Origin of the sequence: Nocardia sp. NPDC004168 (assembly GCF_040610355.1) — a bacterium.
Classification (GTDB): Bacteria; Actinomycetota; Actinomycetes; order Mycobacteriales; family Mycobacteriaceae; genus Nocardia; species Nocardia sichangensis.
The window spans coordinates 168,416-183,022 of the sequence record NZ_JBEXME010000012.1 but is presented as its reverse complement, the minus strand read 5'-3'; the positions used below and the strand labels follow the sequence as shown (position 1 = coordinate 183,022).

Here is a 14,607-nt window from a genome sequence, read left to right as displayed (position 1 = left end):
GGGGCCGATCGGGGTCGGCTCTCATGCCCCGGCGTGAAGGTAGGCGGCCCAGAGCGAGGGGGTGGCGGGAAGCGCGTCGCGCACAGCCTGGATGGCGCGATGCAGCGCGTATGCGGCATCGGTCACGTCCGGGTCGGTGACCAGAGCGGCGTAGAAGGCGTCGGCCACCTGCACGGCGATTTCGTCGTCGATGGGCCACAGTGTGCCGATGACGTGTGGGTATCCGGCGAGTTGGAACGCCGAGGCAAGGTGAATGGCTTCGTCGAGGAGCCGGGTGTTGGTGGTGAGGGCGGTTTCGCAGGCCGAAAGGTAGGCCAGACGCGCGTGGTCGAGGTGGACCGGGGCGAGTTCGGCGACGGTGAGCGGGTCCGCGTCGTGGTCGTGCAGCAGCAGGTGGCTGCGGGATGGGTCGGCCGGATCGGTGGTGCCGTGGCAGGCGAAGTGCGCGATGGCGCAGTCGGCCAGGCGATTCAAGACATTGGCCTTGGTCGGAAGGGTTGTGGCGGAGTCCGCTCCAGCGAGATCGACCTGGATGCCGGAGTCCGGCTCGGTGAGCGTGATCGACGACGACAGGTGGGCGGCGACCGTGCGGACTTCCTCGGGCACGTGGTGCAGGCGCCCCGCTACGCCGGGGGTGGTAGGCATCGCGACGATGAGTGCGGGCCTGCGTGCATACGGCTCGGTGCTCGGTGAGCGCCGCCGCGCATGGCGGAGGGCGGCGATGGTGGGGGTGTAGGAGGAGACAACCCGGTCCAGCACCGCCCGGCCCGCGGGATCAGGTGGTGCGGTGTGATAGCCCGCGGCGTGGATGGGCAGTAGACCCAGCAGACCCCCGGGTATCCACCACACCCGCGGGCCGGTCCGGTCCACAGGGAACCGATCGCGGTAGCCCAAGGCGTCCAGAACCGGGCCTGCGGCGTTGTCCCACAGCCATTCCAGGATCCGGCTGAGCTGTCGTTGGGCGGTTTGCCGCTCCGGCCCGGTGCGGCCGTGACCAGCGGCCTGCAAGGCTTCGTGGAAGGCGAGAACCTGGTCGATCACGGTCTCGAGCGGCAGGCCGGGCAGCGGCAGACAGGTCGCTCCGCCGGCGGTGAGCAGCAGCGCGTCGCTGCGGTGACCGCTGATGTTGAACACCACCACCGGGCCTCGGCCGGCCTGAGCGATGAGTTCCGCCGCCGACGGCGGCAGGGCGAAGTACTCGAATCCGCGCTGCGCCCGGATCCGCGCCAGCACGTGGTTCAACTCCCGCGCCGAGCGCGCCCGGTCCGCTATGGGGTCGGCTGCCGCGTCCGACGCGGCGGCGGCATGGGAAGTTCGGTCGAGAAGTTTCCGAAGCCGGACGAAATCGGCGGCCAGATCTGGATGCTGGTCTGCGAGGTCGGCTATGTCGCCGCGCACTTGCAACGCTTGGCTCAACAGCACCGCCCGCCCCGCCTCCAGCAGCTGCAATGCCAGGACGGGCCGCTGGTCCGGCGGTGTGGACGGATCGTCCAGCGCCAGTGCCGCCGCGTCGGAGGCGATTCCGGCGTACTCGCCCAGAGCATGTTGTTGATCCGACCGCGCCAACTCACGTGGCGCGACTTCGGGCAACAAGCGGACCGCCCGCCGCAGCAGTTCCGCCGCCCGGCCCGGCTGCGCCGTCGCGGTGAGCTCGGCGGCGCCGCGAGCAGCCCGGATGCGCAGGGACGGAGTCGCTGTGGCCAGTTCCGCAGCCTCCTGCAAGGCGGTCGTCGCCTCCTCCCGATCAGACGCCGTGCCTGTCCGCGAGTATCGGGCCCGCAAAGCTTCGGCGAGGTTGACCTGCATGACGGCGTGGCCAGGGTGCCCGGTCGGGATGGCCGCGACCGCCTGCCGGGCGAGACGGATCGCGTCGTCCAGATCGTGTGTCGTGCCCGTCGATTCATACCGAATCGTCAGGGGCACGGCGAGGTTCGACAGTCGGTTGGCGCGTTCGGGGTGGTCGGTCGGCGTGGCCGCGACTGCCAGCCGGCCCATCCGGATCGCCTCGCCCAAGTCATCCGCCGTTTCCGTTCGCTCGGAGCGCTTCCAAAGCACTACTCCGAGGTCGGCCAGTATCCCGGCGCGAGCGGGGTGGTCGACCGGGGTGATGTCCACGGCTTTCCGGAGCGTGGCTATGGCTTCGTCCGCGTCGGCGATCATCCCCGTCCGCTCGAACCGGCTCAGCAGGAAGGCCGCGAGTTCGGTCGAGATGATGGGAAGATCAGGATGGTCTTCGGGTGTGGCCGCGACCGACTGCCGACCCATTCGAATCGCTTCGTCCAGATCGGCCATCGCGCCGGTTCGCTGGAATCGAATCCGCAAAGGGATGGCTAGATTGGACAGGTGGCGGGCTCGGAGGGGGTGGTCGTCCGGTATGGCCGCCACCGCTCGTCGGTTCGCGTATATCGCCTCGTCCAGGTCGACCGGGGCTCCGGTTCGATCGAACCGCTTCCACAATGCGACACCGAGATTGGACAGCAGCGTGACAAGATCGGGATGGTCGGGGGCAAGAACGTCCGCGGCATTCCGGAGGGTGGCGATCGCCTCGTCGAGGTCCGGCGTCTGCCCCGTACGGTGAAATCGGCTCACCAGGCAGATCGCGAGATTGGACCCGGTGGCGGCCGAGCCGGGATGGCCGGTGGGTGTGGCAACGACCGACTCCCGTCCGATCCGGATCGCTTCGTCCAAGTCGGCCATTTCGCCTGTCCGGTGAAACCGGCTCGCCAGGCAGGTAACGAGATTGGACAGTGTTTTGGCCAGGTCAGGGTGGCCGGTGGGCAGGGCTGGCACCGCCTGTCGGCCGAGTTCGATCGCCTCGTCCAGATCGGGCAGCTCGCCGGTCCGCTCGAACCGCTTCAGCAGGGTGACGGCGGAATTGGTCAGTATGCTCGCCAGATCGGGATGATCGGGAGACGTGACGTCCACGGCTTTCCGGAAGGTGATGACGGCCTCGTTCAGATCGCTCATTTCGCCGTTTCGCTCGAACCGCCGCAGTACCGCGACCCCCTGACCGGACAGGATGTTGCCGAAGTCGAAGCGGCCGAAGCCGGTTTCCACCGCCTGTCGGCCGACCTGAATCGCCTCGTCCAGGTCGGCCTGGGCCCCGGTCCTTTCGAAACGGTTCAAAAGGGCGATACCGAGATCGGACAGCGACACCGGGCGGACTGTTCGGTCGACGAGGTCCACATTCACGGCCTTCCGCAGGGTGGCGACGGCCTCGTCCAGATCGGCTGTCGAGCCTGTTCGCTCGGACCGGAGCCGTAGCGCTGATCCGAGGATGGACATACTTTCGGCACGGTCGGGATGCTCTAAGGCTGTGACCATTACCGCTCGTCGACCGATTTCGATCGCCTCATCTAGATCGTCCGGTAGACCCGCGCGTGCGAACCGGTGCACCAGAGCCCGGCAGAGGCTGGTCATGTGGTCGGCACGCTTGGGGTGGTCGGGCGATGTTTCGGCTATCGCCTGCCGACCTACTCGGATCGCTTCCTCCAGGTCGGCCTGCCCGCCCGTTCGCTCGGCCCTTAGCCGTAAGGAGATCCCGAGATCGGACAGAATGCTGGAACGCTCGGGGTGGTACGGGGCCGCGGCCACCGCCTGTCGGCCGAGTCGGATCGCCTCGTCCAGATCGGGCAGCGCCATCGTCAACGTGAACTGATGCCGCAGGGCGCGACTCAGCGCGCTGATCCTTTGGGCCCGCTCGGGGTGATCGGTGGGCGTGGCCGCGATCGTCAGCCGCATTGTCCGGGCCATCTCGTCCAGATCGGCCATCGCGCCCGTCAGCTCGAACCGGATCTTCAGGGCTGCAGCGATGAAACCCAGCAGGCCGTCCACGGGGCGATCGGGTGGCGTGGCGTCCACCGCGCGTCGAGCTGTCCGGATCGCCTCGTCCAAGTCGGGCGACATCCCGGTGCGCTGGAAACGGATCCAGAGTCCGCCGCCGAGTTCGGTCAGTATGACGGCGAGGTTCGGGTGACCGGCGGGAGTGGCCTCCACGGCTTTCCTGAGGGAGACGATGGCTTCGTCCAGGTCGGCGATGGCCCCTGTCGCCTTGAACCGGCGATAAAAAGCGTCACCGAGGCGGAAAAGGCACAGCACCCGCGTGGGGTGGCCGGTCGGCAGCGTGGTCAGCTTGCGTTGCCACAGTTTGATTTCGGCCGTGATGATGGTGGCGTTGATCGTCATACCGCATCCATCCATCCCCCTGCCCTATCGAGCCACGCTAATCACACGGCCACCCCTGGCACAACGGTTTACGGCGATATGATCACACGACACGCTCGCCGGATCGTGGCCTCGGCGGCAGTGTCCATCGTATTCACCTGTGCACCTGGGGGTTCGGTTGCCGCCGTCGCAAGATGCAACTCGGGTCACCGCCGGGCTGGCGTATCTGTGCGGTCATCTGCAGGAGATCCGCGGCACTCTCGGCGATGACGGGACGGACATTTCGACCCCGCTGCACAAGCTGCTCAGCTCGGTCCGATCGGGGGACGGTGCGGGCATCGCCGCCGCGCTGGACGGGGTGCACACCGCTCTGCGGGCGGCCGGCGATGCGCGCGGTGTGTATGGACACCATCGCGGTCTGGTGCCGGTCGGCGTGCACAGCATCGAAGTCGTCTACCGCTGCCCGCTCGAACGCTGCGACGGCCGCGACGATGTCGATGCCGAGCCGCCCCGATGCGCCGTCAGCGGACGGGAATTACGGCGCGAACGGCTCTCCTGATGAACGGGTTGTGGAGTGAACTCGCCAAAAAGCTGGCCGAGAAATGGTTTTCGCTTCTCGTGTTGCCCGGCGCGTTCTATCTGGCGGTCACCGCCACCGCGCTCACTCTCGGCCACGCGCATGCGTTGGACATCGGCCTGCTCACCCGACATATCACCGACTACGCCAGAAATCCCGGGGTGACCAGCACGGGCGGGCAGGTCGTCGTCTTGGCCGCGATTCTCGCAGCCGCCGCGGCGGTCGGTTTCGTCGCACAATCGATCGGAACGTTTGTGGAGCGGGCTGTGCTGGCGGCGGAATGGCAGGCTTGGCCGATTCCCGTCCGGTTCGCCGCTCGGTGGTCGCTCGCCCGCCGTCAGCGTCGGTGGGACAGCGCCAACGCCGACTACCTCCGTGAATACCAGAATGCCTTGACTCCCGATCCGGCGTCCCGGCCCGACCCGGCGCTCAGGCACCGTGCGGCACGCGCGCGAGCAAGGATTTCGGTCGAGCGGCCCGAGCGCCCGACCTGGAGCGGCGACCGAATCCAAGCAACGGCGATTCGACTCGATCGCGATCACCATCTCGACCTGGCGACCGTATGGCCGTCGCTGTGGCTGGTCCTGCCGGACCCCGTGCGCGAGCAGATCACCACCGCCCGCACCGCTCTCTCGCGAGCGACCACGCTTGCGGCCTGGTCCGTTCTCTACCTCGTTCTGACCGTCTGGTGGTGGCCCGCCGCACCTCTCGCCGTCGTCATCGCCGCGACCGCTCATCACCGAATCCGCGCTACCACCGATGCCTACGCCACCCTGCTGGAAAACGCCACACGCCTGCACACCACCACCCTCGCCACCCAGCTCGGCATCGACCACACCGGTCCCCTCGGCCCGCATCTGGGTCATGCCCTCACCCGCCACCTCCGTTCATCGACCGCGTGACCATGGATGGATGCGGTGCCTGCATTCCCACACGTGGCATCCGGCGCTGAGTTGCATTCTGGTTGAATGGAATTGGCGCAACCGTGATGTTGCTCGTAGCACCGATCTCTGGAAGGACGCGTGTTCACCACTACCGAATCCGAGCTGGAAGATCTCTACGCGGCCATCGAGGAATCCGCGCGGCTATGGAACGTGCCCTGCACTCGAGAAGCTGTCCGGCCCACTCTGACCGCGTACGGCGCGATGCTCACGCGTTCCGTGATCTCCCTCCGAGTGGTCACCGACGCCCGCCGCTCAGGAGACCTCGACTACCGCTTCTTGACGCTGCCGAGCGACATCGACCCCTATGACATCGCCCTTTCCAACGAACTCATTTCCGAGACCGATCATCCGGTCGGCGCTCTGCTGGACGAGGTCCGGGAACGGTGCCCGATCCACAGCTACGGGATCGACATCGGTGTAGTCGGCGGCTTCAAGAAAATCTGGCCGTTCTTTCCCGCCGACGGCATGCAGAAAGTCTCGGAGCTCGCCGAACTACCGTCCATGCCGCCCAGTCTCGCCGACCACGCCGGCATGTTCGCACGTCACGGCTTGGAGGACAAAGTCGGCTTGCTCGGTATCGACTACCACGACAAGACGATGAACGTGTACTTCCCCGGACTGTCGGCCGACTATTTCGAACCCCGCGCCATCGTGTCGCTGCACCGGGATGCCGGACTCCCGGACCCGAGCGATGACTTTCTCTCACTCACCGAGAAAGCATTCGATATATACGCCACCATCAGCTGGGAATCGCGCCGAATCGAGCGCCTCTGTTTTCCGGTGATAACACCGGACCCGACAACGCTCCCGGTTCGAATCGAACCGCGCTTCGAGCAACTCGTCGACAAAGTTCCGATCAGCACGACCGACCGTCGATTCACCTATGCCGCCACCTCGTCGCCCGATGGGGAGTCCTACAAGTTCAGTTGGTTCTACCAATGGCAGCCCAGGATATTGGACAGGATGAAGACGTCCGATTCATAGAACTGTCGACAGGACGTGTCAGCTGAAGAGTCCACTCCTGCTAACACAGCCTCTCGATAGCGGTGCTGACCGGAGGAGTTGGACGGCCGCCTCGAGCGGCGCCCTGATGATGAAGATGTCGGCGCGGAGTTTGTGCGGTCCGGGAATCGGTGGACCGGCGTTCGCCTGGGGGCCGGTGACAGGGCTGCTGTGACGTGGTCGATCCGTCATGATCGGACGACGTGTCCGCCGACGTCACCGCGCTCGTTTCGCAAGCGATTCGGCTTCGTATGCCGCGTAGAGGCGGATATGGGTTTCCGCTGATGAGGTTCCCGACGCGCAGATCGTGAGGTGCAAGCGACGAGGGCGTCGAGAATCTCAGGCATGGGCGATAGCCGTCGCGAGCTGATTCTATCCAACGGCGGTAGGTACCTTGGTCCCTGGCGGATGGAAGTGCGCTAATAGATCACGGGCATTTGAAGTGGAGTCGTCGACCGTTCGTGGATTCACGGCTACCAGACGCGCCCGAACGCCTTTGTCAGTCTCGTGGACAGTGCAGGTGTCAGGTGTGGCGCTGATGTCGCCAGCCGCTGGATTCTGCGAACCTGCGCGGTAGCATCTTTGCGGGAAGCAGACTGTGCATGATCAGGATCGAGTAGGGGCAGGGGCTTGTGGACGCGCGATTGACGATGCTGGCGAGGACGTCTCCTAACTTCGGCCGCCTGTTCGACCACAGTGCGTTGCTCGCAATCTACGGAGCGCAGGCCGAGGCCAACGTATACACCGATGCGAACGGCGCGCTGGTTCATACGCGACAGTTCGGGGAGGTGTTGGCCGAGCTATTGGCCACGCAAGCCGGTCTCCATTTGGAGAACGGCATTACGCAGGTGGCGCGGTTGCATCGGCTACGGAAGGCCGGGTTGCTGACCGCCCGGGTCGAAGAGGCGTTCACCGTCTTACGCAAGGCCGGCAACGATGCCGCACACGCGCACAGTTTCGATCGGCAGCGCGCACTCAACTCGTTACGGTCAGCCTTCGCGCTCGGGACCTGGTACTACCGGGTCATCACCGATGACCGCGCGGTGATCGAGTTCGTTCCGCCGGTCGAGGCCGAAACCCTCGATCCGGCCGAACATGAAGCGCTGAAGCAAGCCTTCGACGAGCACAAGCTAGCCCTTACCGAAGCACATCTGCGTCTGTCGGAACAGGCGGATATCGTGCTGGCTTGGGAACGAGCGCAGGTCGAGGCCGAATCGAAGATCGCGAAGGCACGTCTCGCGCAGGAAGAGCTGCGTGCTCAGAATGCGGAACTGAACGTCGAGATCGAACGGTTGAAAGCGGTCCATGAGCAAACCATCGCCGCGGCTCAGGAAACGCCTGCCAAGATTTCGGTCGGTGAGCGTGAGCAGCTGGTCGAGCGTGCGATGCGACCGGCTCCCCTCAACGAGGTCGAAGCGCGCCGCGTCATCGATCGGATGCTCACGGAATCCGGATGGGTGCTGCAGGACTTCACCGCGCTGAATCCGTCTGCTGCGCAAGGTGTGGCCGTCCGCGAATTCCCTCTCGCAACGGGGCGCGCGGACTACGTGCTGTACGTCGGTAGCAGCATTGTCGGAGTTGTTGAAGCAAAGCGTGAAGGCGAGACTCTTGCCGCCGCACGGGCTCAAACCCTTCGTTACGCAGCAGGTGTCGAGCCGGAATACACACTGGCGCTGTGGAAGCGAGAAGAGCCGTTCCCCTTCCGATACGTCAGTACCGGTGCGGAGACGATGTTCGTCAACCGGCTCGACCCGGTGCCCACCAGCCGGGCCATGTTCTCCTTCCATCGTCCCGAAACCATCGACAGGTGGATGTCGCAGACTCGTGAGAGGCCGCAGGTGCCTACCTATCGTGCCCGACTGAGGACCTTGCCCCAACTGGACACCCGCGGATTGCGGCTGGCCCAGATCGAGGCGATCGCCGGTCTAGAAAAATCACTCGCCGACAATCGCCCACGGGCGCTGATCCAGATGGCCACCGGCGCTGGCAAGACCTTCACTGCAGTCACCGAAGTGTATCGGCTTCTCAAGCACGCCAAGGCTGGTCGGGTGCTCTTCTTGGTTGATCGCAACAACCTCGGACGTCAAGCGTTGAAGGAGTTTCATAGCTATACCGCGCCCGATGACGGAAGAAGGTTCGCTGAACTCTATAACGTGGAACGGCTTTCGGGTAGGGGGATTAACCAGTCGTCTGCAGTGGTAATCAGCACTATCCAGAAGATGTATGCCTTGCTCCGCGGTGAGTCGGTCGTCAACAACGATGCCACCGATGACGAGCAGGATACGTTCGACGACTCCTACGATGCCGATCGCCCGGTGGAAGTCGGCTATAATCAAGACGTCCCGCCGGAATCGTTCGATCTGATCATCATCGACGAGTGTCATCGCTCTATCTATGGTCTGTGGCGCGGGGTGCTCGAATACTTCGACGCACCGATGGTCGGGCTGACCGCGACGCCGACAAAGCAGACATTCGGATTCTTCGGGCAGAATCTTGTATCCGAGTACACCTATCCGATGGCGGTTGCCGACGGTGTGAACGTGGACTTCCAGACTGTGCGGCTGTCCACCAAAATCGGCGAAGAAGGCTCGATCATCGATGAGGGCACAACGGTGCGCCGCAGAGATCGCCGCACGCGTGCTCAACGTCTCGAACAGCTCGAGGACGACTTCACTTATACCCCAACGCAATTAGGTAGATCGGTCATCGCCGAAGACCACATTAGAACGGTTCTCGTGGTCTGGCGTGACAATTGGCGGACCTGGTTCCCGGATCGTGCGGTGGTGCCAAAGACTTTGATCTTCGCCGCCGATGACAATCATGCCGAAGACATCGTCCGGCTCACGCAGGAAGTATTTCCGGAAGCTGGGGACGACTTCGTCCAGAAGATCACCTACAAGGTGCGTCATGCCGGGCTCGACCCCGAGGAATTGATCAACCAGCTTCGCAATAGTGTCACGCCGCGTATCGCTGTCACCGTTGACATGATCGCAACCGGCACCGACGTCCGGGCATTGGAGTGTCTGATCTTCCTGCGGCAAATCAAGTCCGCGGTGTTGTTTGAGCAGATGAAAGGGCGTGGCTCCCGAACCCTCGATCCTGTTGAACTCGCTGAGGTTACGCCCGAAGCCGATGAACGCACCCGCAAAGACCAATTCCTGCTTCTCGACGCGGTGGGCGTCACCGAGTCCCCGTTGGTTGATGCTGATCCGCTGTCCGCGCCGTTGTCCGGAGACAGCGAGAGGCGGCTATCGATGAAGAAGCTTATGGACAAGGCTGCCTCGTGTGCCATCACTGCCGACGAGGCGCGCGAACTCGCGGGCCGTATCTCCCGACTCGACCGTCGCATCAGTGACGAAGACCGCGAAGAACTCGCGGCTGTGGGCGGCGTCACGCTCGCCGAACTGGCGCGCGGAATCGTCAAGGCCACGGATCCCGATACCCAGGAAAAGGCGGGGCGCAAGAGGGCGCGCCAGTTGGTCGTGGAGTCGGTCGCGTCACTCACCGCCAACCCCGAATACCGGGACAGGATCGTAATGATCAGGCGTGAGTATGACATCACTTACGACGAAACCACCAAGGATGAAATCCGCGCCGTCTTGGTGACGACCGCCGCGGACCGGGCGGCCGAGCGGATCCAGTCCTGGCACAGTTTCCTGGAGAAGAACCGCGACGAGATCGCGGCCATCGGAGTAATTGGCGGGCCACGTGGCGGAGGCGGTCGCGGAGCTTGGGAAGCGTTGAAGCAGATCGCCAGCAAGATTCGGCACTCGCCGTACTCGTTCACGCCCGACGCGCTATGGGACGCCTACGAAGCCCTTGAGAAGACCGCCGCTCAAGGTCGCGAGGCTGGGATACCCGATCTGGTGTCGCTGATCCGCTACGAACTCGGCCTCGACGCCGACCTCCGTCCCTACGCCACTGTGGTAAACGAGCGTTTCCATGCCTGGCTGTTGCGCCAACGACAGGTCGGCGTAGTCTTCAACGACGATCAGTTGTGGTGGCTCGAACGGATTCGCGACACGGTCGCGCGGGGAGTAGGGGTGAGCGTGGACGATGTGCGGTATGACGTGACCTTTGCCGAGCGCGGCGGACCAGTCGGCTTGGTTCGGGTCTTCGGTGGGCGCGACCGGGCGCGGGAGCTGATCAACGAATTGGATAAGGAACTGGCTTGAGCGAGGCGCTACCACAGGGTTGGGCCAGTATTCCCCTGGCCGATCTGGGAACATGGTACGGTGGCGGCACCCCATCGAAATCTAATCCGTTGTTTTGGACCGGTGGGACTGTGCCGTGGCTTTCGCCGAAAGATATGAGTGGTGGCACCATCCTGGGAACTCGGGACCGTATTACCGCGGTCGCGCTGGATCGGTCATCGGCCAAACTCGTGCCGCCAAACTCAGTTGTTTTTGTTGTGCGGTCTGGTATTCTCGAACGGAAGTTTCCGGTTTCGCTAGTTCGGTTCGAAACCGCCCTGAATCAAGATATGAAGGCGATTGTGCCATTTGCGGGAATAGATTCGCGATGGTTGACGTGGGCGCTTAGGAATCTTGAACGAGTAATTTTGAACAACTGCCGTAAAGCTGGAACAACTGTTGCCTCGATTGAGACTACGGCACTGAAGCAACTTAAAATTCCGATTCCCCCGCTAGCTGAGCAGAAACGCATCGTCGAGGTGCTCGAAGATAGTCTGTCGAGACTAGATGTGGGGGAATCTGGTGTTGAGTTGGGGCTCCGCAAAGCGGAGCAACTCAGAAAGTCTGTCATCGTTGATGCTGTCCCGACAAAAGGGCGGGATAATTGGAAGTTATTGACTGTTGCCGATGCGGGCATTGTTGATCTCGGAAGGCAGCGGCATCCTAACTGGCACACTGGCCCGAACATGCGCCCCTATCTGCGGGTGGCGAATGTTTTCGAGGACCGGTTCGACGTTTCAGATATCATGCAAATGGATTTTCCGGATGAGATCTTCGCCAAGTTTAAACTGCGGCCGGGTGACATACTTCTGAATGAGGGGCAGAGTCCCGAATATCTGGGTCGTCCCGCAATGTACCGCGGCTTTCCGGAAGAGGTCGCGTTCACCAATAGTTTATTAAGGTTTCGGGCTAGGGACGGCATCGAACCGGAGTGGGCTTTGCTGGTTTTTCGTCGCCACCTTCACGCTCGGCGGTTCCTCAAAGAGACTCGGATCACCACGAATATTGCGCATCTGTCGGCTGGCCGGTTCAAGTCTGTCGAGTTTCCGGTGCCGCCGCTTACGGAACAGAAGGCCATCGTGGCGACGACAATGGATCGATTGGATGACGTCGAGCGGTTGAAGACGGGGCTGCGCGCAGCACTCGAGCGAGCGGAAAGTCTGCGCGCTTCCTTACTAAAAAAGGCGTTTACGGGTCAGCTCGTTCCGCAGGATCCCGGTGACGAGCCCGTCGCGCGACTGCTGGCTCGTGTCAGTGCGATGTCGGACTCGAAGTTTAAGGTGATGGGGGTCCGTCGACCGAAAACGGGTGCGCCGCGTGCGGTGCCGCTTGGAGTGCAAGGGGAGTTACCGCTGTGACAGTTGAGACGATCGTGCCCACACGCTCTGCTCGCAGTGATGCTGCGGTCAATTCGCTTGTGGCGAAGCTGTGGAACTACTGCAATGTGCTCCGCGACGATGGCCTGTCGACGATCGACTATGTGGAACAGCTGTCGTATCTGCTGTTTCTTAAGATCGCAAAGGAGGCTCACGAGGCGGACCTCAGCGACGATCCAAGGGCGATCGTGCCGGCAGGACTCGACTGGGACTCCCTTGTGGTGAAGCAAGGTGAGGAGCTTGAGCGTCACTATCGAACTGTGCTGAGTGAGTTGGGCAAGAAACCAAGCACAATGCTTGGCACCATCTTCACGAAGGCGCAGAACAAAATCACCGACCCGGCAAAGCTACGGCGGTTGGTAGTTGATCTTATCGATAAACAGGACTGGCAGGCGCAGGGCGTCGACGTGAAAGGCGACGCTTACGAGGGCCTCTTGGCGCGAGGTGCTGAGGACGTCAAAACCGGTGCTGGGCAGTATTTCACGCCGCGCGCATTGATTCAGGCGATGGTCGACGTTGTTCGGCCCACGCCGGATGACACGGTAGTGGATCCCGCATGCGGGACGGGCGGGTTCTTGATCGCGGCGCACGAGTACATCCGGAATAATTTCCTCGACGGCATGAGTCGGGCTCAGGTCAACCATGTCGCCGGGGCCATACGCGGTGTAGAGTTGGTACCGGGAACGGCGCGCCTGGCAGCGATGAATATGTTGTTGCACGGCATAGGTCGCTCCGATGGTGAATCGTTGATCACCGTGGACGATGCCTTGCGTAACAAGCCGACCGAGCACGCGACAGTTGTTCTTGCTAATCCGCCATTTGGCAAGAAATCCTCAATCACGGTATTCGGCGAGGGCGATAGGGCCGATGGTAGAGACATCGCCTATTCCCGGGATGATTTCCGCTCGACTACTACCAACAAGCAGCTCAACTTCGTTCAACATATTATGTCGTTGTTGGCGATACGGGGTCGGGCTGCGGTGGTTTTGCCGGACAACGTGTTATTCGAGGGGGGTGCAGGGGAAAAGATTCGTAGGCGGCTGCTCCGGGATTTCGACGTGCATACTCTGCTACGTCTGCCGACGGGGATCTTTTACGCGAACGGCGTGAAAGCGAATGTGCTGTTCTTTGATAAGAAGAACCAGCGGGCTGATGGCCGACCGTTGACGGATAAGCTGTGGGTGTACGACTTCAGGACCGCCCAGCACTTCACGCTCAAGGCGAAACCCTTGCGGCGCGCGGACCTCGACGACTTTGTTGCCAGCTATAGAGTGGGCGAAGACCGGTCGAGGCGTCAGGAATCGGACCGCTTCAAGGCGTTCACCTATGACGAGCTCATCGTCCGCGACAAGGTAAACCTGGACATCACTTGGCAAGAGGATTCGGCGGCTGCAGAATCGGATACGTTCCTACCACCTGCGGTGATCGCACAGGAGATTGTCGAGGAGTTGCAGTCCGCGCTGTCCGAGTTCGCCGCCATCGCCGAAGCGCTGGGCGAGACCGGCGCCGTCGCAACCGTCGACACGGACGACGCCGCGTAGTCATCTCCTAATTTCCTTGAGGTGCAAGCTTATTCAGTGGTAGGAATTGCTGGACAGGATCGGCGACTGCACAACGCGACCGGGGTAGAGCCAGTGAGTGGGGATCAGCAGTGAGTCTGGCCGGGCCGAAGACCCAACAGTTCAGGGTGTTCTCATCGAACATCAACTATGCGCGCGACCTGGTAAAGGCCGGGCAGTCCCTGGCTGACCTGAAGGCGGGGGCATTCGATGTTGGTGATCTGCACCGCGCGGCGTGGGTGCAGGCGGTCTCGGCGCTAGACCACTGGCTGCACGAGGAGATCTATTCGCGAGTGAGGGTTCTGGCTGACAACACTTCCAGCGTGCCGATAGCACTGCAGAAGCTACCGCTGACGTTGGCGGCCGTCGAGGACATTCGACTCGGCAAGACGTTGCTCAGTGCGGCGGTGGTCGAGGAGGTACAGCGGACGTGGTCCTATCAGGCATTGCAGAACCCGAAGAAGATCGCCGAGGCATTGAAGCTTGTCTACGACGATGGTGATCTCTGGGGCAAGGTCGCGAAGGAGTTTCGACTCCGGCATCACGGCGCCGTGGGCTGGACCGCGGATACGATCAGGGCCCGGCACGAGGAAATACTCAAGCGCCGCAACCAGATCGCGCACGAGGCGGATCTGGATCCGACTGGCAATCGGCGCGATATCACCGCCAGCGAGGCATCGGATGCGATTGCCTGGATCGAGCGTATAGCCCTCGCGATCGCTGCCGTGATAGGTCCTGGAGCGCCCTGAGATTCGATCATCGAACAATAGCGGCCGCAGAACGATGGTTCGG

At 62.8% G+C, this 14,607-nt stretch carries 8 protein-coding genes; 7 read left to right on the top strand and 1 reads right to left on the bottom strand.

The window, feature by feature from the left end; genetic code table 11:
* Window positions 1-21: 21 nt before the first annotated feature.
* Window positions 22-4,185, bottom strand: a complete 4,164-nt coding sequence (locus ABZW96_RS22330) for a CHAT domain-containing protein (RefSeq protein WP_355077318.1) — start codon at window positions 4,183-4,185, stop codon at window positions 22-24.
* 139 nt (window positions 4,186-4,324) lie between these two features.
* Between ABZW96_RS22330 and ABZW96_RS22325 the strand changes: the two genes are divergently transcribed.
* The 7 genes from ABZW96_RS22325 (at window position 4,325) to ABZW96_RS22295 (ending at window position 14,564) form a co-directional block, all read left to right on the top strand.
* Window positions 4,325-4,723: a hypothetical protein gene (locus ABZW96_RS22325; protein WP_355077316.1), complete on the top strand. Its 399-nt coding sequence runs from the start codon at window positions 4,325-4,327 to the stop codon at window positions 4,721-4,723.
* Entirely contained in the window at window positions 4,723-5,643 is a 921-nt protein-coding gene (locus ABZW96_RS22320; RefSeq protein ID WP_355077314.1) for a hypothetical protein, read from the top strand. Before ABZW96_RS22325 ends, ABZW96_RS22320 begins: the two co-directional genes overlap by 1 nt.
* Window positions 5,644-5,763: 120 nt before the next feature.
* Window positions 5,764-6,669 (top strand): aromatic prenyltransferase, encoded by a 906-nt coding sequence (locus tag ABZW96_RS22315; RefSeq protein ID WP_355077312.1) that lies wholly within the window; start codon window positions 5,764-5,766, stop codon window positions 6,667-6,669.
* 668 nt (window positions 6,670-7,337) lie between these two features.
* Window positions 7,338-10,862, top strand: a complete 3,525-nt coding sequence (locus ABZW96_RS22310) for a DEAD/DEAH box helicase family protein (protein ID WP_355077385.1) — start codon at window positions 7,338-7,340, stop codon at window positions 10,860-10,862.
* Window positions 10,859-12,238, top strand: a complete 1,380-nt coding sequence (locus ABZW96_RS22305) for a restriction endonuclease subunit S (RefSeq protein WP_355077311.1) — start codon at window positions 10,859-10,861, stop codon at window positions 12,236-12,238. Before ABZW96_RS22310 ends, ABZW96_RS22305 begins: the two co-directional genes overlap by 4 nt.
* Complete coding sequence (locus ABZW96_RS22300) at window positions 12,235-13,797, top strand: class I SAM-dependent DNA methyltransferase (RefSeq protein WP_355077309.1); 1,563 nt, start codon at window positions 12,235-12,237, stop codon at window positions 13,795-13,797. The genes ABZW96_RS22305 and ABZW96_RS22300 overlap by 4 nt, the downstream gene beginning before the upstream one ends.
* Before the next feature lie 110 nt (window positions 13,798-13,907).
* Window positions 13,908-14,564 carry a hypothetical protein gene (locus tag ABZW96_RS22295; protein WP_355077307.1) on the top strand — a complete coding sequence of 219 codons (657 nt, stop codon included), beginning with the start codon at window positions 13,908-13,910 and terminating at the stop codon, window positions 14,562-14,564.
* The last annotated feature ends 43 nt before the right edge of the window (window positions 14,565-14,607 follow it).

Bases quoted from the DNA above. Each gene is read 5' to 3' on its own strand.
- ABZW96_RS22330 (WP_355077318.1), bottom strand. From the start codon at position 4,185: ATGACGATCAACGCCACCATCATCACGGCCGAAATCAAACTGTGGCAA.
- ABZW96_RS22320 (WP_355077314.1), top strand. From the start codon at position 4,723: ATGAACGGGTTGTGGAGTGAACTCGCCAAAAAGCTGGCCGAGAAATGG.
- ABZW96_RS22310 (WP_355077385.1), top strand. From the start codon at position 7,338: ATGCTGGCGAGGACGTCTCCTAACTTCGGCCGCCTGTTCGACCACAGT.